The 26,165-nt window shown below is 66.9% G+C and carries 24 protein-coding genes; 16 read left to right on the top strand and 8 right to left on the bottom strand.

Annotation, left to right across the window (positions count from 1 at the left end; all coding sequences use genetic code 11):
• Nucleotides 1-81 precede the first annotated feature (81 nt).
• Nucleotides 82-1,200 carry an acyltransferase family protein gene (locus CE453_RS14900; protein ID WP_089175304.1) on the bottom strand — a complete coding sequence of 373 codons (1,119 nt, stop codon included), beginning with the start codon at nucleotides 1,198-1,200 and terminating at the stop codon, nucleotides 82-84.
• 284 nt (nucleotides 1,201-1,484) lie between these two features.
• Between CE453_RS14900 and CE453_RS14895 the strand changes: the two genes are divergently transcribed.
• Nucleotides 1,485-2,534, top strand: a complete 1,050-nt coding sequence (locus tag CE453_RS14895; protein ID WP_089177908.1) for an HpcH/HpaI aldolase/citrate lyase family protein — start codon at nucleotides 1,485-1,487, stop codon at nucleotides 2,532-2,534.
• Between the two features lie 113 nt (nucleotides 2,535-2,647).
• Nucleotides 2,648-2,977 (top strand): heat shock protein HspQ, encoded by a 330-nt coding sequence (hspQ, locus tag CE453_RS14890; RefSeq protein WP_089175303.1) that lies wholly within the window; start codon nucleotides 2,648-2,650, stop codon nucleotides 2,975-2,977.
• Between the two features lie 100 nt (nucleotides 2,978-3,077).
• Here the strand turns inward: hspQ and CE453_RS14885 are convergent, their stop codons facing one another.
• Nucleotides 3,078-3,851, bottom strand: coding sequence for an invasion associated locus B family protein (locus CE453_RS14885; protein WP_089175302.1), 774 nt, complete (start codon nucleotides 3,849-3,851; stop codon nucleotides 3,078-3,080).
• 300 nt (nucleotides 3,852-4,151) lie between these two features.
• Between CE453_RS14885 and CE453_RS14880 the strand changes: the two genes are divergently transcribed.
• From CE453_RS14880 to lexA, 12 genes are all read left to right on the top strand, one after another.
• Nucleotides 4,152-5,969 (top strand): extracellular solute-binding protein, encoded by a 1,818-nt coding sequence (locus CE453_RS14880; RefSeq protein ID WP_248308077.1) that lies wholly within the window; start codon nucleotides 4,152-4,154, stop codon nucleotides 5,967-5,969.
• A 10-nt stretch (nucleotides 5,970-5,979) separates the two neighbouring features.
• Entirely contained in the window at nucleotides 5,980-6,993 is a 1,014-nt protein-coding gene (locus tag CE453_RS14875) for an AMP-binding protein (protein ID WP_089175300.1), read from the top strand.
• 111 nt (nucleotides 6,994-7,104) lie between these two features.
• Nucleotides 7,105-7,395: a hypothetical protein gene (locus CE453_RS14870; RefSeq protein ID WP_089175299.1), complete on the top strand. Its 291-nt coding sequence runs from the start codon at nucleotides 7,105-7,107 to the stop codon at nucleotides 7,393-7,395.
• Nucleotides 7,396-7,472: 77 nt separating this feature from the next.
• Nucleotides 7,473-7,766: a YARHG domain-containing protein gene (locus tag CE453_RS14865; RefSeq protein WP_089175298.1), complete on the top strand. Its 294-nt coding sequence runs from the start codon at nucleotides 7,473-7,475 to the stop codon at nucleotides 7,764-7,766.
• Nucleotides 7,767-7,878: 112 nt separating this feature from the next.
• A complete protein-coding gene (locus CE453_RS14860; protein ID WP_089175297.1) occupies nucleotides 7,879-9,390 on the top strand; it encodes a helicase HerA domain-containing protein in 1,512 nt (503 codons plus the stop codon).
• A gap of 114 nt (nucleotides 9,391-9,504) precedes the next feature.
• Nucleotides 9,505-10,539 carry an aldo/keto reductase gene (locus CE453_RS14855; RefSeq protein WP_089175296.1) on the top strand — a complete coding sequence of 345 codons (1,035 nt, stop codon included), beginning with the start codon at nucleotides 9,505-9,507 and terminating at the stop codon, nucleotides 10,537-10,539.
• A 242-nt stretch (nucleotides 10,540-10,781) separates the two neighbouring features.
• A complete protein-coding gene (locus CE453_RS14850; RefSeq protein WP_089175295.1) occupies nucleotides 10,782-11,399 on the top strand; it encodes an anthranilate synthase component II in 618 nt (205 codons plus the stop codon).
• A gap of 15 nt (nucleotides 11,400-11,414) precedes the next feature.
• Nucleotides 11,415-12,428 carry an anthranilate phosphoribosyltransferase gene (gene trpD / locus CE453_RS14845; RefSeq protein ID WP_089175294.1) on the top strand — a complete coding sequence of 338 codons (1,014 nt, stop codon included), beginning with the start codon at nucleotides 11,415-11,417 and terminating at the stop codon, nucleotides 12,426-12,428.
• A 117-nt stretch (nucleotides 12,429-12,545) separates the two neighbouring features.
• Nucleotides 12,546-13,358 (top strand): indole-3-glycerol phosphate synthase TrpC, encoded by an 813-nt coding sequence (gene trpC / locus CE453_RS14840; protein ID WP_089175293.1) that lies wholly within the window; start codon nucleotides 12,546-12,548, stop codon nucleotides 13,356-13,358.
• On the top strand, nucleotides 13,355-13,834 hold the full coding sequence (gene moaC / locus CE453_RS14835; protein WP_089175292.1) for a cyclic pyranopterin monophosphate synthase MoaC: 480 nt from the start codon (nucleotides 13,355-13,357) through the stop codon (nucleotides 13,832-13,834). The genes trpC and moaC overlap by 4 nt, the downstream gene beginning before the upstream one ends.
• A 61-nt stretch (nucleotides 13,835-13,895) precedes the next feature.
• Entirely contained in the window at nucleotides 13,896-15,107 is a 1,212-nt protein-coding gene (locus CE453_RS14830) for a molybdopterin molybdotransferase MoeA (RefSeq protein WP_089175291.1), read from the top strand.
• Between the two features lie 95 nt (nucleotides 15,108-15,202).
• Nucleotides 15,203-15,913 carry a transcriptional repressor LexA gene (gene lexA, locus CE453_RS14825; protein ID WP_089175290.1) on the top strand — a complete coding sequence of 237 codons (711 nt, stop codon included), beginning with the start codon at nucleotides 15,203-15,205 and terminating at the stop codon, nucleotides 15,911-15,913.
• A 28-nt stretch (nucleotides 15,914-15,941) separates the two neighbouring features.
• Here lexA and CE453_RS14820 read toward each other — a convergent pair whose 3' ends face one another.
• A complete protein-coding gene (locus CE453_RS14820) occupies nucleotides 15,942-18,203 on the bottom strand; it encodes a ComEC/Rec2 family competence protein (protein WP_089175289.1) in 2,262 nt (753 codons plus the stop codon).
• A gap of 190 nt (nucleotides 18,204-18,393) precedes the next feature.
• On the opposite strand from CE453_RS14820, the gene gltX reads away from it, so the two are divergent.
• Nucleotides 18,394-19,812 carry a glutamate--tRNA ligase gene (gene gltX, locus CE453_RS14815; protein ID WP_089175288.1) on the top strand — a complete coding sequence of 473 codons (1,419 nt, stop codon included), beginning with the start codon at nucleotides 18,394-18,396 and terminating at the stop codon, nucleotides 19,810-19,812.
• 309 nt (nucleotides 19,813-20,121) lie between these two features.
• Complete coding sequence (gltA, locus tag CE453_RS14810; RefSeq protein ID WP_089175287.1) at nucleotides 20,122-21,411, top strand: citrate synthase; 1,290 nt, start codon at nucleotides 20,122-20,124, stop codon at nucleotides 21,409-21,411.
• A 120-nt stretch (nucleotides 21,412-21,531) separates the two neighbouring features.
• Here the strand turns inward: gltA and lpxB are convergent, their stop codons facing one another.
• The 5 genes from lpxB to lpxD all read right to left on the bottom strand — a co-directional run bounded on the left by lpxB (nucleotide 21,532) and on the right by lpxD (nucleotide 26,132).
• Nucleotides 21,532-22,704, bottom strand: a complete 1,173-nt coding sequence (gene lpxB / locus CE453_RS14805; RefSeq protein ID WP_089175286.1) for a lipid-A-disaccharide synthase — start codon at nucleotides 22,702-22,704, stop codon at nucleotides 21,532-21,534.
• Nucleotides 22,704-23,540, bottom strand: a complete 837-nt coding sequence (locus CE453_RS14800) for an LpxI family protein (protein WP_157733044.1) — start codon at nucleotides 23,538-23,540, stop codon at nucleotides 22,704-22,706. The genes lpxB and CE453_RS14800 overlap by 1 nt, the downstream gene beginning before the upstream one ends.
• A 26-nt stretch (nucleotides 23,541-23,566) precedes the next feature.
• Nucleotides 23,567-24,376, bottom strand: a complete 810-nt coding sequence (gene lpxA / locus CE453_RS14795) for an acyl-ACP--UDP-N-acetylglucosamine O-acyltransferase (RefSeq protein ID WP_089175284.1) — start codon at nucleotides 24,374-24,376, stop codon at nucleotides 23,567-23,569.
• 35 nt (nucleotides 24,377-24,411) lie between these two features.
• Nucleotides 24,412-24,870: a 3-hydroxyacyl-ACP dehydratase FabZ gene (fabZ, locus tag CE453_RS14790; RefSeq protein ID WP_089175283.1), complete on the bottom strand. Its 459-nt coding sequence runs from the start codon at nucleotides 24,868-24,870 to the stop codon at nucleotides 24,412-24,414.
• 200 nt (nucleotides 24,871-25,070) lie between these two features.
• On the bottom strand, nucleotides 25,071-26,132 hold the full coding sequence (gene lpxD, locus CE453_RS14785) for a UDP-3-O-(3-hydroxymyristoyl)glucosamine N-acyltransferase (RefSeq protein WP_089175282.1): 1,062 nt from the start codon (nucleotides 26,130-26,132) through the stop codon (nucleotides 25,071-25,073).
• Between the last annotated feature and the right edge of the window lie 33 nt (nucleotides 26,133-26,165).

Below are 26,165 nucleotides of genomic sequence, written 5' to 3'. Positions count from 1 at the left end.
GCGAAACGTTCGGATCCTCATGGACACATCGGCCAGGCTGGCCGAACGATCCGAGGGCCGGAGCCTAAATCCTGCCGGCGATCAGTTGGCAATCCCCGCATGCGGCCTTGCCCTATTCGCTGCAAGCAAGGCGGCGCCCCTGGCGGTTGCCCGCGTCAGGACCGATTTCGTCCAGCTCTGCGCCGGACGCTCAAGGTAGCGCCAGATCAGGCAGGACAGGATGAGCAACGTCAGCGTCACAGCCACGACCAATGCAAGCGGCGACACCCCGTCGCCGAGCCGGTTGAAGGCGACATAGCCGATGTGCTGATGCAGCAGGTAGAAGGGGTAGGTCAGTCCGCCCAGCGCCAGCATCACGCCTGACGGGAGTGGCGCGCGCGGAAGCCTGACGGCGCCGGCCACGACCGCGACGATCGCGACGCAGGACGCGGCGACGACCATGTCGCTATAGGCGACGTGGTAATTCGCCCGGTTCCACTGCGCCAGATCGAGCGATTGATAGACGGCGACACCCGTGCTGAGCGCGAGAAGCGCGAGGTTGCGCGGCGTATATCCATCCCGGAAGGCGGCATAGAGCACGAGCCCGGCGCAGAAGAAGGCGCTCTGATCGGTCAGGAGGAGATAACGCATGACCCCGCTGGACAGGAAGGCGCGATCGAGGACGGAGAGCAGCAGCCAGCCGATGACGATGGCCGGATAGCGGTCGCGCCGGAACACTCCGACAACCATCAGCAGAAAGACCCAGCCATAGAAGACCACCTCGTAGAAGATCGACCAGTAGGAGCCATCCATCGCCTGCTGCCCGAGTAATTCGGGCTTGATGATCAGATTGGCCGCCCATTGCCCGAAACCGGCCTGCAGGAATGGCGCACCAAAAGCCGAGACCACGGCGAAGGTCAGCGTCATGCACAGCAGGAAGGTGGGATAGATCCGCGCGAAACGGGCGATCGCGAACTGCGAAGGTGTCCGCCCTTCGGCCGAGTAGGCGATCACGAAACCACTGATCACAAAGAAGAGCTGCACGCCGAGATAGCCGTATTTCAGGACGCCCTCATAAGCCGGCAGCGAAGTCTGCGTGTAGCCGAGCGTCAGGCCGCGAAAGCCGAAATGGAACAGCGCGACGGACAACGCCGCAAGCAGCCGGAGGCCGTCGAGCGTCTCGAGACGGAGATGGGGCTGCGGGCTGTTCGATCGGGGCATCGGCTCGTCGCAGTTTGGTACAGGTTCCGGGCGGATACGGCTCCCGGTGCAAAGCCGGCGCCAGCGTGGCATGACGACACTCGCCGGTGAGGCTCAGGAAAACCTGACATATCGCGCGATCAGGCAGAAGACTCCGATCCTAGGTATAATTACCCATTGATATAGGTAAGCATTTATTCCTGGGATCATTATCCGCCTTACTGCCCGCACCGCTCGACCAAGGCAGGATGGACGGCCTCGTCAAGGCATGCTCACATTCGCTGCATCGCAACATGGAGCGCCCGATGACGAGCAAGACGCCCCGCCAGTTCTTTCGGCCGCTGGCCATCGGCGCGCCCGAGCCCTATCGCGAATTGCCGCTCAGGCTCGAACGGATGATCCATTTCGTGCCCCCTCACCTCGAAAAGGTGCGCGCCAAGGTCGGCGAGCTGGCTGGACAGGTCGATATCGTGCTCGGCAACCTTGAGGACGCGATCCCGGTCGAAGCCAAGCAGGCGGCGCGCGACGGCTTCATCGCCATGGGCAAGGCCGTCGATTTCGGCAAGACCGGCCTGTGGACGCGGGTGAATGCGCTGAACTCGCCCTGGTTCCTCGACGACGTCACCGCGATCATGGCCGAGATCGGAGGCAAGCTCGACGTCGTGATGGTGCCGAAGGTCGAGGGGCCGTGGGACATCCATTATGTCGACCAGCTCCTGGCGCAGTTCGAGGCGCGTCATGCCCTGCCCAAGCCGATCCTGATCCACGCCATCCTCGAAACCGCCGAGGGCGTGAAGAATGTCGAGGCGATTGCCACCGCCTCCCCGCGCATGCACGGCATGAGTCTCGGACCTGCCGATCTCGCCGCTTCGCGCGCGATGAAGACGACCCGCGTCGGCGGCGGCCACCCGGAATACAAGGTGATCGCCGACCCCTGCCCCGACGGCGGACCCCGCGCCGTCGCCCAGCAGGATCTCTGGCACTACACGCTGGCGAAGATGGTCGATGCCTGCGCTGCGGCGGGCATCAAACCTTTCTATGGTCCTTTCGGCGACTTCGCCGATGCAGCGGCCTGCGAGGCGCAGTTCCGCAACGCCTTCCTGCTTGGCTGCGCGGGCGCCTGGACGCTGCACCCCTCGCAGATCGAGATCGCCAAGCGGGTGTTCAGCCCGGATCCGGCCGAGGTCGTCTTTGCGAAACGCATCCTCGAGGCGATGCCGGATGGCTCGGGCGCCGTGATGATCGACGGCAAGATGCAGGACGACGCGACCTGGAAACAGGCCAAGGTGATCGTCGACCTCGCCCGGCAGGTCGCCGCGCGCGACCCGTCATTGGCCGAACATTACGGAATGTGATGGGGATTCACCGGCTGATCGGTTGATTTCGACGTATTTGCGACGCAATTCTTGCGCAAGGGCGGCAAGAACCGAGCCGGCTGCGTATCAGGCCGGTGCAGCATGGAACTGTCATGGAAGCGCGTTCGGCCAAATTCCGCATTGGACAGGTGGTCAAGCACCGCATCTACCCGTTTCGCGGCGTGATCTTCGACGTCGATCCGGTTTTCTCCAACACCGAAGAGTGGTGGGAGTCGATCCCGGAGAACATGCGTCCGTCGAAGGACCAGCCGTTCTATCACCTCTTCGCCGAGAACGAGGAGACGGAATACGTCGCCTATGTCTCGGAGCAGAACCTCGTCGTCGATGATTCCGGCGCTCCGGTCCGTCATCCGCGGGCGCGCGAATTCTTCCGCCGCGACCGCAAGGGACAGTACAGGATCGATCGCGCCGATCTGAACTGAGGCGCCAGCCTCCGTCACGACACGGCCCGCGACGAGCATCAAGCAAAAAAGGCCGGCCCCGTAGGGCCGGCCTTTCGATTCGCGGAACCCGAAAGCCCGATCAGGGCTTCGGCGGCGTCGCCGGCGCGGGAGCCGGAGCAGCGCCCGGCGCAGGAGCCGCGGCGCCCGGCGCAGCGGCATCGCCGGCGCCGAGGCGCTTGCGCAGCTCTTCCTGGCGCTTGGCGACCTCGTCCTGCAGCTTCTTCTGCTGCTCTTCGAGCACCTTCGGGTCGATCGGCGCACCATCGAAGCCCTTGGCGAAATCGGCCAGCGGGATCTGGAAGGTCACCTCGCGCCCGCCCTGGTTCTGGACGCTGACGTTGAGGTTGGTGCCCTTCTTCATCGAGGTGATGAAGTCGTCCTTGATCTGCGCCTCGGCGAAGCAGCCGTTCGGGAAGCAGATCGCATAGCGGCCGCCGGTGGGCTGGGCGCTGTCGACGCCGAAGCGGATGCCCGGCTGGAGCAGCAAGCCGAGCGGCATCAGGAAGCGCACGATCTTGTTGGCGTCACCCTTCACGTCATAGATCGCGACGGCCAGCACCGGCTGGTCCTGATCCGAGACGAAGTCGCGGGTGGTGTAGCAGATTTCCTTGTTGGCGGCCTGGTCCTTGCCGCAAACCTTGGTCCAGCTCGTCTGCTCCGGGTTGGACTTGACCTGGACGACGGTCGGACCGGTCGGCGCGGCCGCACCGGGCTGCTGGGCGGGGGCGGCCGGCTGCTGGGCCGGCTTGGCCGCCGGCTTGGCCTGAGCGAAGGCCGCGACCGGCGCGAAGCCGATGGCCGTGCTCAGAGCGAGCGCGAGCGCGCATGATGACAGGCGAAACGAAGCGGGCATTCCTTGGTCTTTCCTCACAAGCCTCACAGGCGAATTCGGGATCACGACTTCGCAAGCCGCGTGCGTCACCGCTGGCGGCCCAATCGCATGGCTGTACCGGCCACCGCAAGCCGTGCACATCAAGGGCGATTGAGGCGTTTGAATGACACCCGCCCCCGCCTTTAACGACTTCGTCCGCCCAATTCCAGCCTGAATAACTGCCTGACGAGCCTATCACCATGCTATTCTTCGCGCAGGGAATCAGGTCGCGCGATGGATTTGCCTCGATTGACCGCGACGCCATCGCGTCGCGAACTAAGCTTGCTGCTCACCCTGCTTCCGCTCGCTGTTGCGCCGGGAGGGCGGGCGCGTGCCGATTCGCTGTCCTCCGGCCGGGACGCCGCCCGTCACGCCATCGCCATGCACGGCGCCCCGGCGCTACCGCCCGGCTTCGACCACCTGCCCTATACCGATCCGAAAGCGCCCAAGGGCGGGCGCATCGTCTTCGGCATCCAGGGCACTTTCGACAGTCTGAACCCGCTGATCGTGCTCGGCGTCGCGCCGGATGCCGTGCCGAAATACGTCCAGCAAAGCCTGCTCTACCGGTCCGCCGACGAGCCATTCACGGCCTATGGGCTGCTTGCCTCGCAGGTCGAGCTCGATCCGGACCGGACGCGGCTCGCCTTCGAGATCGACGAGCGCGCCAGCTTCTCCGACGGCAAGCCGGTCACTGCCGAGGACGTGCTCTTCACCGTCGAGATGCTGAGGACGAAGGGCAAGCCGTTCCACCGCTCCAGCCTGTCCGGCATCACCCGAGCCTCGGCGCCCTCCCCGCGGCGCGTCGAATTCGAGCTCGGCGACGGCGCCAACCGGGAATTGCCGCTGGTGATCGGAGCGCTGCCGATCTTCGCCAAGCATGCGACCGACGCCGAAACCTTCGGCGACACCAGCTTCAAGCCGGCGTTGGGTTCGGGCCCCTATATCGTCAGCGAGGTCCGGCCCGGCGAATCGCTGACGCTGAAGCGGCGCGCGGATTTCTGGGGCGAAGCGTTGCCGCTGATGCGCGGCCTCTTCAACGCCGATGAGCTCCGCTACGATTTCTATCGGGATTCCAATGCGCTGTTCGAGGCCTTCAAGGCCGGGCTCTGCGATATCCGGCTCGAAAGCGATCCGACCCGCTGGATGACCGGCTACGATATCCCCGCCGTGCACGAAGGGCGCATCGTCCGCGAGACGCTCCACTTCGACACGCCCAAGGGCATGACCGGGCTCGTCTTCAACACGCGCCGCCCGATCTTCGCGGATATCCGCGTGCGCGAAGCGCTCGGATTGCTGTTCGACTTCGAATGGGTCAATCGCAATCTCTTCCACGGTGTCTATAGGCGGGCAGGCAGCTTCTTCTCGGATTCGGAACTGTCGGCGCTGGGCGTGCCGGCCGATCAGCGCGAGAAGACGCTGCTTGCCGCCTTCCCGGGCGCCGTCCGCGAGGATGTGATGACCGGAGCTTGGCGCCCTTCCGAGACGGATGGCTCGGGTCGCGACCGCGAGCAGGCGCGCAAGGCGCTCGATCTGTTGAACGAGGCCGGGTTCACGCTGAGGGACGGAACCCTGCGCAACGGCAAGGGCGAACCCTTCGCCTTCGAGATCACGGTGACGAATCGCCCGCAGGAGCGTCTCGCGCTGAACTTCGCGCAGTCGCTTGGCCGTCTCGGCATCGCCGCGCAGGTGCGATTGATCGACGACGTACAGTACTGGCGGCGGCTCTCCGCCTTCGATTTCGACATGGTCCAGTGGACCTGGCCGGCCTCGGCCTCGCCCGGCAACGAGCAGATCGGCCGCTGGGGCTCGGCCAATGCCGAGCGCAAGGGCGCGCTCAACTATGCCGGCGTCAGATCGCCTGCCGTCGATGCCGTCCTGCAGCTTCTGCTGAAGGCGCGCGAGCGCGAGGATTTCGTCGCCGCCGTGCGCACGCTCGACCGGCTGCTGATCTCCGGATTCTACGTGGTGCCGCTCTATTATCTGCCGGACACCTGGTTCGCCCATGCGCGCGATGTCGTACTGGCCGGACGGCAGCCGGCCTATTTCCTGTCCAACGAGACGTTGGCGCGCCTTCCGGCCGCGCCGGCCGCTGCGAATTGAAGGACCGGCGATGCGGGCTGAACAGGACGAAGCTTCCGCCCTGCTCGATGGCCTCGATCTCGACGCGCTGCTCGCGGCACTGACGCGCGGTCGCGGCTACGAGACGGCGCTGCGCGACCCGCCGGGCCGGCGCGGCTGGAGCGATGCCAATCCCGCCTCGATGAACTTCCTGCAGCTCGACCAGCGCATCGACCGGCTGGCGCGGCTGCTCTCGATCAACAAAGGCCAGCCGGGGGCGAGCGTCGCGATCCTGGCCCCGCTCGGCCCCGAAGCCATCGTCTCGGTGCTCGCCTGCCTGCGGGCCGGGCTGTCGCCGCTTATGCTGCCACTTCATGGCAACGAGATCGAACTGCTTCGGTTGGTGGAAGCGTCGGGCGCGGTGATGGCGCTCGGCGTCAGCCGGATCGGCCCCCTGCGCCCCCTGCTGATCCTTCGCAACCTGGCGATGCGCGCCTTCAGCACCCGTTTCGTCGGCGGCTTCGGCCCTGAGGTGCCGGACGGCGTGGCGCCGCTCGACATGCTGATGGCCAACGCCTCGCTCCATTCCCTGCCGACCATCGTCGAGCGGCCGGCGATCCAGGTGGCCGATGCGACGACAATGTCCGGGCCGGTCACCCTGTCCGAGCGCGATATCCTCGGCAAGGCGCTGGAATTGTCGCGCCTGCTGAAACCGGTAGCCTCCTCGCGCATCGTCACGACCCTGGTCGGGGGCGATCTCGCGGCGCTGGCAAGCGGCCCCGGCATGGCGATGCTGGCGGGCATCGAGCTCTTGCCGCTCGGCCTGTTCCATCTCGGGGATCTGCAGGCCTGTATCGAGGGCGGGCGGCACGTCCATCTTATCCTGCCCGGGGAGATGGAGCCGGCACTGGCCCATTCGCGGCTGGCGGGCCACCAGGCGCTGGCCAGCGTCATCTTCGTCAGGCGCTCGGACGCGCAAGCCTATCCCGTGCTCGACCGGCCTGATCTGGCCATCGTCGATATCGAAGTCCACTCTGCATCGGAGATCGCGATCACCAAGCGCTAGATCGCCGCCAATATTCGGGCGGAAACCGGGTCCTCGCGCTTTGCCGCATCGATGGAACCGCGACGCGGCCGATGCGTTGATCAGGCCGGGCGCGCCAATGGAGAGTCCGCCATGCTGATCGCCGGTCTCGTTTCCCTCTCCCTCTCCTCCGGTTTGCTGATCCCCGTCGCCGACGGACCGCCGAAGTTCAACATCGAGGCGACCTGCCGCGACGTCGGCAATGCCGGCGCCGGGATCGGCGGCTCGGTGAGCGCTTGCCGCAGCGACGAGGAGAAGGCCCGGGACTCGCTCGCCGCCAAATGGGCACAGTACCCGGCCGCCAAGCGCAACAGCTGTGTCGAGGGTGCAAAGCTCGGCACTTCGCCGAGCTACGTGCAGGTCATCACCTGTCTGGAGATGTAGGGCCGACTTGCCCGGCGCCGGCGCTTCCGCCACAAGGTGGCGGGTTTTCATGCGTGCCAGCCGGACGGGATATCGCCATGCGTCACCTTCGCACCAGGACCTTGCTGTCTCTCGCCGGCGCGGGCCTGTTGACGACCTTTGCAGCGCTTCCGGCCCAGGCCGATCCCGAAACCTGCGCCAGCCTGTGGATGTCCCGCAACGAGATCTACAAGGCGCAGGGTTACTGCTTCCGGACACGGCGTGCGATCGCGGCCTTCGGCAATGCCGGTTGCCAATACGACAATATCGAGGACCTGCCGCTCTCGGGCAATGACCACCGCGAGATCGCCAGCATCCTGAGGCGGGAACGGGCGCTCGGCTGCCCGCGCTGATAACGATTGCCTGTGGAATGCAGCCCTGCCCTGCGCCCGGCGGGGGCAGCGCCATGCTAGAAGCGCCGGCCGCGCCCCCGCGCGCGATCAATCGAGACGATTCACGACCGGCATGACGACAGCAATCGAGATGGGAACGACAAGGACCGGCGAGCCCGGTCTGATCGATCTCGCCGAATTGCTGGCGACGCGCCTGCTCGTGCAGGGCAATTCCGGTTCCGGCAAGTCGCATCTGCTGCGCAGGCTGCTCGAGCAGAGCGCCCCGCTGGTCCAGCAGGCGATCATCGATCCGGAAGGCGATTTCGTCTCGCTCGCCGACCAGTTCGGCCATGTCGTGGTCGATGCCGAGTGCGGCGAGGCCGAGTTGCAGCGCGTTGCCTTGCGCGTGCGCCAGCATCGCGTCTCGGTGGTGCTCAATCTCGAAAACCTCGAAGCCGACGAGCAGCTGCGCGCCACCGCGGCCTTCCTCGGCGGGCTCTTCGATGTCGACCGCTCGCTCTGGTTCCCGATGCTGATCGTGGTCGACGAGGCGCAGCTCTTCGCGCCGGTGATGGCGGGCGAAGCCTCCGACGAGGCTCGCCGCCTCTCGCTCGGCGCCATGACCAATCTGATGTGCCGCGGCCGCAAGCGCGGGCTTGCCGGGGTGATCGCGACGCAGCGCCTGGCCAAGCTCGCCAAGAACGTCGCGGCGGAAGCCTCGAACTTCCTGATGGGCCGCACCTTCCTCGACATCGACATGCAGCGCGCCGCCGACCTGCTCGGCATGGACCGGCGCCAGGCCGAGATGTTCCGCGATCTCGAACGCGGCCAGTTCGTCGCGCTGGGCCCGGCCCTGTCGAAGCGACCGCTGCCGATCCGGATCGGCTCCGTCTCATCGGCCGATCGCGGCAGCGCACCGGGACTGATGCCGCTGCCCGAACAGGCGCCGGAGGAAGCCGGCAAGCTGATCTTCACGCCAGGCGAGGATGAGCCGCCGCCGATGGCCCGTCCCGTTCGCCCCGCACCGCGCCCGCGCCCGGACCCGACCGAGGTATTGCGCCGAATCGAGACCTACCGCCCCGCCCCGCTGCCGGAGCCCGAGCCCGAGATCGAGCTCGAGCCGGGAGAGCGCGAGGCGATCATGACCGAGATCCTGCGCGAATTGATGGGCGATCCCGAGTCGCAGTCGCGGCAGGTCGCGGTGCTCTACCAGGATTTCACGGTGCGCTGCCGGATGCGCCGGCTCGGCCGCACGCATCTCAGCCTGGAGGAATTCCGCCGCCGGCTCGCAGTGGCGCGTGCAGGCGTCAGCGACGGCATCGCCGCAAGCGAGGGCTGGCAGGCTGCGGTGGCGGCTTCCGGCACCTTGCCGGAGGATCTGCAAGGCCTCTTCCTGTTCATCGCGCGCACGGCCATCGAGGGCGGAAGCTGTCCGAGCGATGCGGAGCTCGCGCGGGTCTATGGCAGCCATTCGCCCAGCCGGGCGCGCCGGCTCCTCGGCTATATCGAGGAGCGCGGGCTGATCGTCTGCCATGTCGATTTCCGCGGCCAGCGCACGCTCGCGCTGCCGACGCTGGGCGTGGAGACCGCACCGGGACTGGCGCAACCGCGCACGGCCGGAATGCCGCGCAGCGCCCGCGGTTGAGTACCGTCGCAGCGCCCGCTCGATGACTTCAACTCACGAATGATGTTCCTGCCGGCGGACTAATCGCATCCGCAGCCTGGCGCCATGTTCCGAACCTCACAGGAGATTCGGAACATGGAATACAGGCGTTTGGGCCATTCGGGGCTGACAGTTCCTGCCCTCAGTTTCGGTGCGGGGACATTCGGCGGACAAGGGCCGCTCTTCGGTGCCTGGGGCAATACGGACGCGGAGGAAGCGCGCCGTCTCATCGATATCTGTCTGGAGGCGGGGCTCAACCTCTTCGACACGGCCGATGTCTATTCGAACGGAGCCTCCGAGGAGGTGCTGGGCGCGGCGATCAAGGGGCGGCGCGACAAGGTCCTGATCTCGACCAAGACAACGCTGCCGATGGGAGACGGCCCAAACGATGCCGGCTCCTCGCGCAGCCGGCTGATCAAGGCAACAGAGGACGCGCTGCGCCGGCTCGGCACCGATTACATCGACCTCATGCAACTGCATGCCTTCGATGCCGCTACACCGGTCGAGGAGGTTCTCTCGACGCTCGACGCGCTCGTCCGGGCCGGCAAGCTGCGCCATGTCGGCGTCTCCAACTTTTCCGGCTGGCAATTGATGAAGTCGCTCGCGGCGGCCGACCGCCATGGCTGGCCGCGTTATGTCGCGCATCAGGTCTACTATTCGCTGGTCGGGCGCGACTACGAATGGGAGCTGATGCCGCTCGGACTCGACCAGGGCGTCGGCGCGCTGGTTTGGAGCCCGCTGGGCTGGGGCCGGCTCACCGGCAAGATCCGCCGCGGCCAGCCGCTTCCGGCGGGAAGCCGCCTGCACGAGACGGCCGAATTCGGCCCGCCGGTCGAGGATGAACAGCTCTACGCCGTCGTCGACGTGCTCGATGCGATCGCGCAGGAGACCGGCAAAAGCGTTCCGCAGATCGCGATCAACTGGCTGCTGCAGCGCCCGACCGTCTCCTCGGTCATCATCGGTGCCCGCAACGAACAGCAATTGCGTGACAATCTCGGCGCGGTCGGCTGGAAGCTGACCGCCGAACAGGTCGCCCGACTCGACGCCGCAAGCGAGCGTACTGCACCCTACCCCTATTTCCCCTATCGGCGTCAGGAGGCCTTTGCCCGCCTGAACCCGCCGGCGGTCTAAGAGACTCTAACAAAATCTGGAGGGGTCTCGATGGGCTTTGGAGGAGACGGATGCCAGGAGGGGCGCGCAGCCGATATCCTTTGATATCGGCAAGCGCCGCGACGCCGCGGGCGGTCGAATTCCCGGCGTCGAGACCCCTCCAGGTTTTGTTAGAGGCTCTAAAGCAGCGCGCGCGCCGCGCAAAACTTGACCACCCCGCCCCCGAGCGTGCATGACCTGTGGCGCTATTCACAGGTCCGGCCATGCGCGTTCTGTTGATCGACAACTACGACAGCTTCACCTGGAACCTGGTCCACCTCATCGGCGGGCTGGGTGCCGAGGTCGATGTCTGGCGCAACGACGCGTTGTCGGTGGAGGAAGCGCTCGGTGGCGAGCATGACGCGATCGTGCTCTCGCCCGGTCCCTGCACGCCGAACGAGGCGGGAATCTGCCTCGATCTCATCAAGCAGGGCGCGGGCGTGAAGCCGATCTTCGGCGTCTGCCTCGGCCTGCAGGCGATGGGCCAGTCCTTTGGCGGCGAGGTCGTGCGCGCGCCGGTGCCGATGCACGGCAAGGTTTCGCCGATCAACCACAAGGCGCGTGGGATGTTTCGCGGCATCAACGGGCCGCTGCAGGCGACGCGCTATCACTCGCTCGTGGTCGATCGCGACACCTGCCCCACGGTCTTCGATATCGAAGCGGAGACCGATGACGGCGTCATCATGGCGCTGTCGCACCGCGAACTGCCGGTCCAGGGCGTGCAGTTCCATCCGGAGAGCATCGCCTCCGAGCATGGCGCGACGATCCTGCGGAACTTTCTCGATCTCGCGGAGCGATGGCAGAGCGAACGCGAAGCCTCCGCCCTGACCCCTTCAGCCTGATTCCGCAGAGTTCCCATGGACGATTTCAAACCCTTCATCGCCAAGGTCGCGACCGGCGCGACGCTCTCTCGCGAAGAAGCACGCGACGCCTTCGACACGATTCTTTCGGGCGAAGTGACGAACGCGCAGTCGGCCGCCTTCCTGATGGCGCTGCGCGTGCGCGGCGAAACGATCGACGAGATCGCCGGCGCGGTGGGGGCCATGCGCGGCAAGATGCTGACCGTGAAGGCACCCGCCGACGCCATCGACATCGTCGGCACCGGCGGTGATTCCTCTGGCTCCTACAACGTCTCGACGCTGGCCTCGATCATCACCGCCGCCTGTGGCGTGCCGGTCGCCAAGCACGGCAACCGCGCCGCCTCCTCGCGCTCCGGCGCGGCGGACGTGCTGACCGCGCTCGGCGTCAAGGTCGGGCTCGAAGCCGCCGGCACGGAGCGCTGTATCCGCGAGGCCGGCGTCGGCTTCATGTTCGCGCCGACGCATCACGCCTCGATGCGCCATGTCGCACCGGTTCGTACCGAGCTCGGCACGCGCACGATCTTCAACCTGCTCGGCCCGCTCTCCAACCCGGCCGGGGTCAAGCGCCAGCTCATCGGCGCCTTCTCCGAGACCTGGCTGGAGCCGATGGTCAAGGTGCTGGCCTCGCTCGGCTCGACCCGCGTCTGGGCCGTGCACGGCTCCGACGGGCTCGACGAGATCACCACCACCGGCCCGACCCGCGTCGTCTCGCTGGAGAACGGCAAGATCGAGAGCTTCTCGATCAACCCCGCCGATGTCGGCCTCGACCTCGCCAGGCCCGAGGATCTGCGCGGCGGCACACCGGAGGAGAACGCCGCAGCCTTGAATGCCGCGCTCGACGGTGGGAAAACCGCCTTCCGCGACATCGCCGCCTTCAACGCCGCGGCGGGCCTGCTCGTCGCCGGCAAGGCGAGCGACCTCAAGGATGGTTTCGCCCAGGCGACGACCGCGCTCGATTCCGGCAAGGCCAAGGCGGTGCTGGCGAAGCTCATCGCCATCTCGAACAGCTAGAGATCGCGGCTGCGTCCCGGCGGACGCACTGTGGCGATCTCGCTTTTTGTTTTAGCATCGGATGTCCCCGAAAAGCGGGTTCCCCTTTTCGGTCCGATGCCTAGGGAGTCTGGTCCGATGACCGATATCCTCGCCAAGATCGAAGCCTATAAGCGGCAGGAGATCGCCGCCGCCAAGGCGGCCGTGCCGCAGGCCGAGATCGAGAAGCGTGCCCGCGCGGCAGGCCAGCCGCGTGGCTTCGCCGATGCGCTGGACACCAAGATCGCCAGCGGCACGCCGGCGCTTATCGCCGAGATCAAGAAGGCGAGCCCGTCCAAGGGGCTGATCCGGGCCGATTTCGACCCGCCGGCGCTGGCTCGCGCCTATGCGGCCGGCGGCGCGGCCTGCCTCTCGGTGCTGACCGATGCTCCCTCCTTCCAGGGTCAGCCGGAATTCCTGACGGCGGCGCGCGAGGCCTCGGGCCTGCCGGCGCTGCGCAAGGATTTCCTCTACGACCCCTATCAGGTCTACGAGGCCCGCGCCTGGGGCGCCGACTGCATCCTGATCATCATGGCCGGCGTCGATGACGCCACCGCCCGCGCGCTCAACGACACCGCGCGCGATCTGGGCATGGACGTGCTCGTCGAGGTGCATAACGACGCCGAGCTCGACCGGGCGCTCGCGCTCGAAAGCCGGCTGCTCGGCATCAACAACCGCGACCTGCGCAGCTTCCATGTCGATCTCGCCGTGACCGAGCGGCTGGCGCCGCGCGTCCCCTCGGACCGCATCGTCATCGGCGAAAGCGGCATCTTCACCCATGCCGACGTGCAGCGGCTGAACAGAGTCGGCGTCAACAGCTTCCTTGTCGGCGAGAGCCTGATGCGGCAGGCCGACGTCGCGGCCGCGACCGAGCTGCTGCTCACCGGCAAGGCGCGCGAGACCGCGGCGTGAGCCGGCTCAGCCATCTCGACGCGCGAGGCCAGGCGCATATGGTCGATGTCGGCGCCAAGGCCGAGACCAGCCGCACGGCCATCGCCGAGGGCAGTGTCGTGATGGCGCTGGAGACCATCGCGATCGTGCGCGACGGCAACGCCAAGAAGGGCGACGTGCTCGGCACCGCGCGACTCGCCGGCATCATGGCGGCGAAGCGCACGCATGAGCTGATTCCGCTCTGCCACCCGCTCCTGCTCAGCAAAATCGCAGTCGATCTCGAACTCGACGAGTCTCTGCCCGGCGTGCGCGTGCGCGCCGAGGTCAGGATGAAGGGGCAGACCGGCGTCGAGATGGAGGCGCTGACCGCCGTCTCCGTCGCCTGCCTCACCGTCTACGACATGGTGAAAGCCGTGGACCGGGCCATGCGGATCGAGAACATCCGCCTGCTGCACAAATCCGGCGGGCAATCCGGCGACTACAACGCCGTGGCTTAGGACCGAAAAGTGGGTTCCACTTTCCGGATACATCCGATGCGATCCCAAAAGGCACGCTGATATGGCTCTCACTCCGGTCCCCGTCGCGCTCAAGGCCCTGCTCGACAGCGTTCCGGAGCCGACCGGCAGCGAAACCCTGCCGCTGGCACGCTGTGCATGGCGCGTGCTCGCCGCCGATGTCGCGGCGCTGCGCACCCAGCCGCCCTTCGCCAATTCGGCCATGGACGGATACGCCGTCCGCGCCGAAGACATGCAAGCCGGCAAGCAACTCCGCGTCGTCGGGGAATCGGCGGCCGGGCGCCGTTTCAATGGCGGCATCGCCGCTGGTGAAGCCGTGCGGATCTTCACCGGCGCGCCGATGCCCGAGGGCGCCGATACCATCCTGATGCAGGAGAATGCCGACGGCGTCGGCACCGGGACCATCACGGTGCGCGTGCCGGCCAGCAAGGGCCAGTTCGTCAGGGTGGCAGGGCTCGATTTCAGCGAAGGCGATGTACCGCTGACGGCTGGGCGGGTGCTCGACAGCGCCGCGCTCGGCCTCGCCGCCGCGATGGGACACCCGCATCTGCCAGTGCGGCGCAAGCCGCGCGTCGCCATTCTCGCCACCGGCGATGAGCTGGTGGCGCCGGGCGAGCCGACCGGGGCCGATCAGATCGTCGCCTCGAACTCCTTCTCGCTGATGGGTCTGGTCAAGAAGGCTGGCGGTGAGGCCCTCGATCTCGGCATTGCCCGCGACGATCATGACGACCTCGCCGCGCAGATCGACGCCGCGCAAGCCGCGGAGGCCGATGTCCTGATCACCCTCGGCGGCGCCTCGGTCGGCGACCACGACCTCGTGCAGGAGGCGCTGAAGCGGGCAGGCATGAGCCTTGGTTTCTGGAAGATCGCGATGCGCCCCGGCAAGCCGATGATGACCGGCCGGCTCGGCCGCATGGTCGTGCTCGGTCTGCCCGGCAATCCCGTTTCCTCGATCGTCTGCGGGCATCTCTTCGTGCTGCCGCTGATTGAAGCCTTGCTCGGCATGCCCGAACCCGATCGCAACCGTGCCATTCCGGCGATTCTCGGGAAAGATATGCCGGCTAATGATGAGCGGGAGGATTATGTTCGCTCCGATCTGGCCCTGACTCCGGCCGGATGGGTAGCCACTCCCTTCGACAAACAGGATTCCTCCATGCTTGGCACATTGGCGCGCGCCAAGGCCCTGACGATCCGACCCGCCCATGCGCAGCCGGCTAAGAAAGGCGATAGCTGCCTTATTCTGCCGTTGCGGTAGCGGCTGCTTGCGGAACACAAGGCGAACAGCTATAGTGTTCTGGCTTTGTTTCGAATCTGCACCCGAAACTGCCTTGGGGAGCGCCGGCGACGATCATGCTGACACGCAAGCAACACGAACTCCTGCGCTTCATTCAGGAACGCTTGCGCGAAAGCGGCGTGCCTCCTTCTTTCGACGAAATGAAGGATGCACTGGACCTGCGCTCTAAATCCGGCATCCATCGGCTGATCATGGCGCTGGAAGAGCGCGGCTTCATCCGTCGCCTGCCGAACCGGGCGCGGGCGCTCGAGGTCATCAAGATGCCCGAGGGGCTCGCCGGCCCGCAGCCACGCCGCTTCAATCCCGCCGTCGTGCAAGGGGGGCTGGGTACCCAGCCGAACGTCACCAAATCCCGCCCTAACCCGGTCGATGATGATGTGCGCGCTCCTGTTTCGATCCCGGTGATGGGTCGCATCGCCGCCGGCACGCCGATCTCGGCCATCCAGAGTCGCAGCCACACGGTCTCGCTGCCGCCGGACATGCTGGGCTCGGGCGAGCACTACGCGCTGGAAGTGCGCGGGGATTCGATGGTCGAGGCCGGCATCCTCGATGGCGACACCGTCGTCATCCGCAGGCAGGACACCGCCAATACCGGCGACATCATCGTGGCGCTGATCGACGACGAGGAAGCGACATTGAAGCGCCTGCGGCGCCGCGGCTCCTCGATCGCGCTCGAAGCCGCCAATCCGGCCTATGAGACCCGCGTCCTCGGCCCCGATCGCGTCAAGATCCAGGGCCGCCTTGTCAATCTGCTGCGGCGCTACTGAGCCCGTATCGATCGGGGGACGGCAGTTTCTAGAGGAGATCGGCGTCGCTATCCGCTGCGCTGGTGAGTGAAGGCGGCGCCTGCACAGTCGCCGACGGTGCCAGTTTCGCCGGTTTATGGCGGCTCCAAGGGCGGTCGCCGGCGCCGGTTTCCGAGGAATGGCTCTTCCAGCCGCCGACGGAGCGGTAGAGTGAAGTGGCGCCATCGCGCGACAAGGCCGTGCGGTCGACAAGCCTTGCTTCGCAAGGCGCACTCCACGGGACATTCGTGACGACGAGATCGGCGCGGCGGCAGTCCTCAATGATCGCGATCCGGTCGCGAGCGTAGGAGACGCTGCGCCCATCCGCGGTGCGGGTAACGCAGGCACGGCTGTCGCAGGTGACGCCGGCGCGGAGGCTGGCATCATCGGGCGGACGGCTGTCGCCATCGGATGCCAGCCATTGCTGGACGACGAAGCGGCTGGGCCGGCCGGCAATGGCGAGGCGACCATCGCTGCCGCGCACGGCGATGCCGGAACCGTCGCGCTCGATCAGGATGTCCGGGCGCTCGGGCTTCGCGGCGAATGCGACGCCAAGGACGAGCGGGATGACCGCGAGCCAACGCAGGCCGGTAGTCCAGAGCGTCAGCCAGAGCAGCGAGGCCGCGAAGGAAAGCAGCACCGCGGGTCCGAAGGCCACGACGGTCACCGTCGAATGCTCGATCGTTGCGACCCAGTGCGCAACCTTGAGCACCATATCGGAGGCGAAACCCATCAGCGCCCAGGCCGGCCAGTCCAGCCCGAAGGGATAGGCGAGCACGCCGAAGACTGCCGCCGGCATCACGCAGAGCGAGACGAAGGGCAGCGCCATGGCGTTGCCGAGCAGGCCGAAGGGATTGAAGGTCTGGAAATGGAAGGCGCTGAAGGGCGCTGTTGCGGCCGTGGCCAGGATCGTCGTCACCAGAATGCCGAGCGAGGCCGTCCAGAGGGTCTGCACCGGCCAGGGCAAGGCCGATGGCGGCTTCGACTGGTCGCGCTTGTCCCAGCGCTCGGCGAAGGCGATCAACGCTGCGACCGCTCCGAAGGACATCTGGAAACTGGGGCCGAGCAATGCGTCGGGCTCGCGCAGCAATACGATCAGCGCGGCCAGCGCGAGATTGCGCATGCTGAGCGCCGCCCGGTCGACGAGGATCGCCCCCAGCATGACCAGCGTCATGATCAGCGAACGTTCGGTGGCGACGTCGCCGCCGGAGAAGATGCAATAGGCGGTGGCACCCAGCATGGCGGCAATGGCTGCGATCTTCTTGACCGGCCAGCCCAAAGCCAGCGTCCGTGACAAGGCGAGCATCGCCCGCACCAGCCAGAAGATCGTCCCCGCCGCCAGCACCATATGCAGGCCAGAGATCGAGACGATGTGATAGATGCCCGCCGCACGCAGGTCGTTGTTCGTCGCCTCGGTGATGAGGCCGCGCTTGCCGGTGACCAGTGCCGCCGCGACCGCCCCGCCCTGGCCGCCGCCAACCGTGGCGATGCGCTGGGTCAGGGCGTTGCGCGCCTTGTCGATCTCCACGTCGAGGGCGAGCCGCCACGGCCACATCTGCGGTGGAGGGCTGAGGACCATGTTGCCGGAAATGCTTCCGACGGCCCCGATCCCGCGGAAGAAGGCGTCTCGCCCGAAATCATAGCCGCCGGCCCGCGCCGGCCCCGGTGGTGGCAGAAGCCGCGCGGTCGCAGTGATGTGGTCGCCGGGAGAAACCGCCCCGCCACGAATATTGACGCGCACCCGCTTCGGCTGCCGCTCCGGAGGCAGGCCGGCGATGTTCGTCACCAGCATCACGAGCCGGGCACCTTTGTCACGGGTCTCGACACTTTCAACGAAGCCGCTGATCTGGCCGATGCGGGGGCGTTCCAGCATCGGCGCGGCGATATCGGCCGTGCGCCAGACGCCGGCGGCAAAACCCGCGAAGGCGGCAGCGAAAGCAATGCAGGCCGAGGCGGCGAGCGGCCTGTCCCGCAGCGCGGCCGCCAGCCCCGAAGCCATGGCGAGGCCGACGAGCGGGGCCCAGAGCGCCGGCTCCCGGTCGGCCGCGAAATAGAGCAGGATGCCGAAGCCCATCGCGACCGGCAGCCAGAGGAAGGGCCGGCGGCGTTCGGCTTCGAGAGCGAGCGATGCGACGAGCCAGCTCCAAAGCGCCTGGCCTCGCTCTACGAACGGTATGCCGCGAAGAGCGAACGGCGGCAGGCGCGCCGGCAGGATGCCGGCGACGACCCTCAGCGCCCCGCGGCGCTCCGGCGATGCAGGCTGCCTCGCCATCCCCGTCTGCCGCCCCCTGGCGGCCTAGCCGCCCTCTTTGGCCGGCCGGCTCGCATTGAGCGCTTAACCGCCCGGCGAAGCCATGTTACAGGGCGCGCGCCGGTTGTCATGCCTGCTTTGTCGTGTATGGCATCGCCGTTTCCCATGTCTCGCCCCGGGCGGATTCGCCGCCCGGCTGGAGTTGCCTTCCATGAGCAATGCCGTCGTCACGCGCTTTGCGCCGTCTCCTACCGGTTTTCTGCATATCGGCGGCGCCCGCACTGCGCTGTTCAACTGGCTCTACGCCCGCCACAAGGGCGGCAAGATGCTGCTGCGCATCGAGGATACCGACCGTGAACGGTCGACGGATGCCGCCATCGCCGCGATTCTCGACGGGCTGGAATGGCTCGGCCTCGATTGGGACGGCCAGACCGTCTACCAGTTCCAGCGCGCCGCGCGGCATCGCGAGGTGGCGGAGCAGATGCTCGCGGCCGGCAAGGCCTATTACTGCTATGCCAGCCCGGCCGAGCTCGAGGAGATGCGCGAGAAGGCCCGTGCCGAGGGCAAGCCGCTGCGCTATGACGGGCGCTGGCGCGACCGCGACCCTGCAACTGCCCCGGCCGGCGTCAAGCCGGTGATCCGCCTCAAGGCGCCGCAGACCGGCGAGACGGTGGTGAACGACGAGGTCCAGGGCCGCGTCGTCTGGCAGAACGAGAATCTCGACGACCTCGTGCTGCTGCGTTCGGACGGCACGCCGACCTATATGCTCGCCGTGGTGGTCGACGACCACGACATGGGCGTCACCCACATCATCCGCGGCGACGACCACCTGACCAACGCAGCCCGCCAGACCCAGATCTACGACGCGCTGGGCTGGGACGTGCCGAGCATGTCGCATATCCCGCTGATCCACGGCCCCGACGGCGCCAAGCTCTCGAAGCGCCACGGCGCGCTCGGCGTCGATGCCTATCGCTCGATGGGCTATCTGCCGGTGGCGCTGCGCAACTATCTGCTGCGGCTCGGCTGGAGCCATGGCGACCAGGAGATTTTCTCGACGCAGGAGATGATCGAGCTGTTCAACCTCTCCTCGATCGGCCGCTCGCCGGCGCGCTTCGACTACGCCAAGCTGGAGAACCTCAACGGGCTCTACATGCGTCAATCGAGCGATCGTGATCTGCTCGAGGCGCTGAAGGTGATCCTGCCCGAGATCGGTCCGGCGCGCGGGCTTGGCCCCACGCTCCCGCCGGAGCTGGAAGCGAAGTTCCTCGCCGCCATGCCGGGGCTGAAGGAGCGGGCCAAGACGCTGGTCGAATTGCTCGACAGCGCCTTCTATCTCTACGCCCAACGCCCGCTGAAACTCGACGACAAGGCCAAAGGCCTGCTCGACGAGGCCGCACGCGGCCGCCTGCCCCAGATTGCCGCGAAGCTCGCCGCTGTCGAGGACTGGTCGGCAGCGCCGCTGGAAGCCGCTGTCCGCGCCTATGTCGAGGAAACCGGCATCAAGCTCGGCCAGGCGGCGCAGCCGCTGCGCGCCGCGCTGACGGGGCGTGCGATGTCGCCCGGACTGTTCGACGTCATGGCGGTTCTCGGCCGAGACGAAACGCTGGCGCGACTGGCCGATCAGGCCTGAGTTGGAACCGTGCGGAACCCTGCGGTTGCCGCACCGGCAAGCCATGCTCCGGAGGCGGCACAAGCCGCCTTTCGGCTCGGTTGAATGCGTTGGGTAAATGGTCTAGTGACGCGCAAGTGCATTGCGCCGCAACACGACGCGACGTGCGAATATTGCTTGTACATCAGCCGCATGGATTGCCGTTGCCCCTTCCCGTGACATGCTCTCGTCACGTCAGGCCGTTCGGATGAAGGACCTTCCGCAGAGCAGCGCGGTCGGGGCGCGGAAAAGGCGGCTGAACAGCAGCGAGCCTTGAAAGGATCGGTATCGATGAGCGGAAACACCAGCCAGCTCCACGTCGGCGACAAGACCGTCGACATGGCGATCAAGGAAGGGTCGGTCGGCCCTGCCGTCATCGACATCGCCAAGCTCTACGCCCAGACGGGCATGTTCACCTACGATCCCGGCTTCACCTCGACGGCGAGCTGCGAGTCGCAGATCACCTATATCGACGGCGATGCCGGCGTGCTGCTGTACCGCGGCTACCCGATCGAGCAGCTCGCCGAGCATGGCGACTTCCTCGAGACCTGCTACCTGCTGCTCTACGGGGAGCTTCCGACCGCCGCGCAGAAGGCCGATTTCGACTACCGCGTCACGCGCCATACCATGGTGCATGAGCAGATGGCTCGCTTCTTCCAGGGCTTCCGCCGCGACGCACACCCGATGGCGGTGATGGTCGCCTCGATCGGCGCCATGTCGGCCTTCTACCACGACTCGACCGACATCTCGGATCCGCATCAGCGCATGATCGCCTCGATGCGCATGATCGCGAAGGTGCCGACGCTGGCCGCGATGGCCTACAAGTACTCGATCGGCCAGCCCTTCGTGTACCCGCTGAACTCGCTGGACTACACCTCGAACTTCCTGCGCATGTGCTTTGCGGTTCCGGCCGAGGAGTACAAGGTCAATCCGGTGCTGTCGCGCGCGCTCGACCGCATTTTCATCCTGCACGCAGACCACGAGCAGAATGCCTCGACCTCGACGGTGCGCCTTGCCGGTTCATCGGGCGCCAATCCCTTCGCCTGCATCGCGGCCGGCACGGCCTGCCTCTGGGGTCCCGCCCATGGCGGTGCCAACGAAGCGGCGCTGAAGATGCTGGAAGAGATCGGGTCGGTCGACAACATCCCGAAATACATCGCCAAGGCGAAGGACAAGAACGATCCGTTCCGCCTGATGGGCTTCGGCCATCGCGTCTACAAGAACTACGATCCGCGCGCCAAGATCATGCAGAAGACCACGCATGAGGTGCTCAACGAGCTCGGCATCAAGGACGATCCGCTGCTCGACGTCGCGGTCGAGCTGGAGCGCATCGCGCTCTCGGACGATTACTTCATCGAGAAGAAGCTCTACCCGAACATCGACTTCTATTCGGGCATCACCCTGAAGGCGATGGGCTTCCCGACCTCGATGTTCACTGTGCTGTTCGCCGTCGCCCGCACCGTCGGCTGGATCGCGCAGTGGAAGGAGATGATCGAGGACCCGTCCCAGAAGATCGGCCGCCCCCGCCAGCTCTACACCGGCTCGCCGAAGCGCGATTACACGCCGATCGGCCGTCGCTGAGCCGAAGGCTGGACTGTCACGAATAAGGCGCGGGGCAAAACCCCGCGCTTTTTTGTTTCAGGGACCGTTGCGAGCGCGATCCGACAGCCGTCGGACGAGGCGCCGGGGCCGGCATCGGGCCTACGAAGCTTGGCCCGCCGACAGGAGTGCGAGCGCGGCCTCGACAGCATTGACGGCCGGGCTGGGGCCGGCCGAGCGCATGATCGTCTCGACCTCGGCGAAGCCGTCGAGCTGCACCTGCCGGCTCGGGCCGTCGGCCATGGCCGCAAGCATGTGTCGGCTCAGGGCCTCGGCCGTTGCCTCTTCCTGGATGAATTCCGGCACGACGCTGCGCCCGAGAATGAGGTTGGGCAGGATCACGCTCGGCAGCTTGATGAGCCGGCGCGCAAGCGCAGCCTCCCAGGCAGCACCCCGATAAGCCGCCACTGTCGGCACACCGGACAAGGCCAGCTCGAGCGTCACCGTGCCGGAGGCCGCGAGGGCCGCCCGCGCAGAGCGGAAGGCCGCGAGCTTGCCTGCCTCGCCGCTGACGATCTCGGGAGCGACCGGCCAGCGCGCCGCTGCTTCAGCAATCATCGGCTGCAGCCGGCTCACTGCCGGCAGGAGAAAGCGGGCGTCCGGAACCGCAGCGGCAACCCGGGCCACCGCCTCGCCGAAGACCGGCATCAGATGATGGATTTCCGAGCGCCGGCTGCCGGGCAGCACCAGGATCTGTGGCCGCTCGCTCTCATCGCGTGCGCGCGCTTCCTGCGGATCGGGGCGCAACTCGCCGAGCCGTTCCATCAGCGGGTGGCCGACATAGACGGTCTCGGGCCCGTGCAGCCGGGCGAGTGCCGCCGGCTCGAAAGGCAGCAAGGCGAGTATCCGGTCGACATGCGGCGCCATCCGCCGGGCGCGGCCGGAGCGCCAGGCCCAGACGCTCGGGCAGACCCAGTGCACGATCGGGATATCGGGCGCGCGGGCGCGCACCTTCTTCGCGACGCGCAGACAGAAATCCGGGCTGTCGATGGTCAGGAGCAGGTCAGGCTTGAACGCGGCGACACCGCGCGCCGCATCCTCCATCCGCCGCAGTAACAGCGGCAGCCTTGCGATGACGGGGCCAAAGCCCATCACGGCGATATCGGCCTGAGGAAAGAGCGGCTTGAGCCCGGCCTCGGGCAGGCCGTGATCGCCCACCCCACAGAGTTCGATCGGGCGATCGCCCAACCGTTCGCGCAGCGCGGCGAGGAAACGCAGGGCCAGGGCGTCGCCCGATGCCTCGCCAGCGATGATGGCCAGGCGGAAGGCACGCATCAGGCAAAGCCTTCGACGAAAAGACCGAGCTGGTCCGCCTGATGGCCGAGCGCAGCCCGGTCGCCGACCAGCACCTCGCCCGCCCGGACGCCGATCCCGGAGAGCCCGGCTTCCGCGATGTTCCTCAGCGTATCCGGCCCGATGGCCGGCATGTCGACCCGCAGGTCCTGGCCCGTCTTCGGCACCTTGACGAGGAAGCCGTCGCCCTTCCCGATCTTGAGGCGCCCGCGTGCCACCAGATCGGCGACCCGGCGGATCATCGCGTCCGTGCCTTCGGCGGCCTCGATCGCGACGACCCTATGATCGGCCAGGATTGCCGCCTGCCCGACATCGAAGGGAGACAGGGTTGCCAGCAACGCAAAACCGCGCTCGAGTTCGGAGCGCTGCTCCGGCGACACTTGCCGGCGGCCCAGCGGCCCGAGCGGCGCAGTCATCTCGGGAGCGATATCCGCCGGCCCGTGGACGCGAAAGCCCTGCATCTCGAAGAAGCGGACCACTCCTCGCAGGAGGTGGTCGTCGCCGCCCTGAAACGCCTTCGCGAAATGCGGCAAGTGTTTCAGTGTCGAGACCTCGGGTCGCAGCGAACCGAAGCTCGGCCGCGGCAAGGCTCCGAGCATGACGATATCGGCAATGTCGCGCCGGCGCAGTTCCTTCAGCAGGCTGCCGAGCTGGCCGAGGCGGTAGCGCCGGACATCCGCGCCTTCCCCGAAGGCCTCGGGATCCGCCGCACCGTCCAGTGCGACGATATAGGGGCGCTCGCCGTGGCCCGTCACGATGCGAGCGAGCTGAAGCGGGTAGTCGCCGCTTCCCGCGATCATCGCCAGCGGCCCGCGCATCGGGGCCGCTCCTTGCATATCGGCGCTCACCGCTCCGCTGCGGTGGCATCCCGCGGCGTGCAGAGCGGCTTGTCGCCGCCTTCCCGGATGAAGTTCAGGATCTCGTCGATCAGCGGATGCTCCGAAAACTCCGCCGCAACATCCTCGACACGCTCGGCCAGCGTCCCTTCATCGGCGAAAAGCAGCCGATAGGCGCGGCGCAATTCATGGATCTGCTCGCGCGTGAAGCCGCGCCGCTTCAGTCCGACGAGATTGAGACCGGCCAGATGTGCCGGGTTGTCACGCACCAGGCCGAACGGAATGACATCGCTCGTCACGCCGGCGCCGCCCCCGATGAAGGAGTGATCGCCGATCCGGATGAATTGCAGCAGGCCGGCGCCGCCGCCGACGATGACGAAATTGCCGATCTTCACATGGCCGGCGCACATCGCGTTGTTCGAGAACACGACGCCGTTGCCGATCTGCGCATCATGGCCGACATGCGAATTGGCGAGGAAGGCGCAGCTGTTCCCGATGACGGTAGCCATGCCACCGCCTTCCGTGCCGGGATTCATCGTCACGCCCTCGCGGATGATGCAATCCTCGCCGACGGTGAGCGTCGAGGGTTCGCCACGGTATTTCAGGTCCTGCGGCGGATGACCGATCGAGGCGAAGGGGAAGATCCGCCCGCGCGCGCCGATCGCGGTGCGCCCAGCGACCACGACATGGCTGACGAGCTCGACACCGGCGCCGAGCACGACATCCGGGCCGACCGTGCAGAAGGGGCCGATCTTGACCCCCTCCCCGATCTGCGCCTTGGGGTCGACGATCGCGGTAGGGTGGATGGTGCTACTCATCGAAAACTCTTTGACCTAGCTCGCGCGCGGACTGTTCAGGACACCATGGCCGAAATCTCGGCCTCGGCGACGAGCACGCCATCGACCTTGGCTTCGCCGCGGTAGAACCAGATATTGCGCCGACGGGCGAGCTTGGTGAGATGGAAGCGGACTTGATCGCCCGGCGTCACCGGCTTGCGGAACTTCGCCTTGTCGATCGTCGTGAAAAGCACCGTGTTGACCTGCTGCTCGCCGACGCCCCGCGCATTCACGACCAGCACGCCAGCCGTCTGCGCCATGCCCTCGATCATCAGGACGCCCGGAAAGACCGGCCGCTCGGGGAAATGGCCCGTGAACTGCGGCTCGTTGGCGGTCACGTTCTTGATGCCGACGCCGGAGTCATCGCCGTTGATATCGACGACCCGATCCACCAGCAGAAACGGATAGCGATGCGGGATGCACGTCATGATCTTCTGGATGTCGATCACATCCAGCGTCGTCGTCGGCTCGCTCATCGCCCCTATTCTCCACAACTGCGGCGCGCTGTCCCTAACCCTCGCGCCGTTTGATCTATTGTCCTGCCGCTGCTGAACCTTCGTGCATGGCAGGTTACTCGAAATTCACGCCCCTTTGCCGGAAATGGGGCTGGTTCGGCAACAGGAATCTCTGGCCTCCACGGCAGAAAGCGTGGAGGACACGACCTGCCGCCGACCCATCATTCCTGGGAGCTGTCCCCCTTGCGGCCGCGCTTCGCCACCGCCGCCTTGAGCCAGGCGCTTTCGCGAGCCCAGCTCAGCGCCGGCTGCGCAGGGTAGCCGCCGAAGCGGGCACCGCGCGGAACGTCGCCAGCGACACCGCTCTGGGCAGCGATCTGGGCGCCGGCCCCCACGGTCAGGTGGCCGGCAAGGCCAACCTGGCCGCCGAGCACCACGAAATCCTCCAGCGTCGAGGAGCCGGCCAGGCCGACCTGGGCGCAGATCACGCAGTGACGGCCGATGACGCAGTTATGACCGATCTGGACGAGGTTATCGATCTTGGTGCCTTCGCCGATCACCGTATCGCGGCTGGCGCCCCGGTCGATGCAGCTATTGGCCCCGATCTCGACATCGTCCTGAACGATGACCCGCCCGATCTGCGGAACCTTCATGTGCCCCTTCGGGCTCATGGCGAAACCGAAGCCGTCCTGACCGATGCGGGCGCCTGGATGGACGATCACACGGTTGCCGATGAGCGAGGCCTGGATCGTGCTGCCGGCGCCGATCGAGCAGTTGCGGCCGATGCGGACCTGCGGGCCGATGACGGCATGAGAAGCCACGACCGTGCCGGCTCCGATCTCGGCGCCCGGGCCGATCACCGCCCCCGGATCGACGGTGACGCCTGCTTCCAGAACCGCCGTGGCGTGCACGATGGCCCCGGGAGCGACTCCCTGGGAGGCGAAGACCGATTCAGGCTTCAACGCTGTCGGGAAGAAGCGCGAGAGGATGCGAGCGAAGGCATGGTAGGGTGCCGGTGAAACCAGCGCGACGGTGCTGGCCGGCACCCGGTCGGCGAAACGCGGCGAGACGAGGCAGAGCCCGGCCTTGGTGGCTATAAGCGCCTCGACATATTTCGGGTTGTCCATATAGGCGAGGTCGGTGGGCCCGGCCATCTCGAGCGCGGCCGCCCCCTCGATGCGGCGTGCCGCATCGACTCCCTCCGGCAAGGGCGCGCCGGAAACGCTTGCGACCTCGCCGAATTCGAGCGAGGCCGCGAACGGAAAGAACACTGGATCTGCCATCGGAATGTCCGAAGCGGGGCCGAAGCCCCGCCC

The sequence above is a fragment of the Bosea sp. AS-1 genome (assembly GCF_002220095.1).
Taxonomy (GTDB): domain Bacteria; phylum Pseudomonadota; class Alphaproteobacteria; order Rhizobiales; family Beijerinckiaceae; genus Allobosea.
The sequence above is the reverse complement of the archived record's forward strand: the minus strand, read 5'-3'. Positions and strand labels throughout refer to the sequence as shown.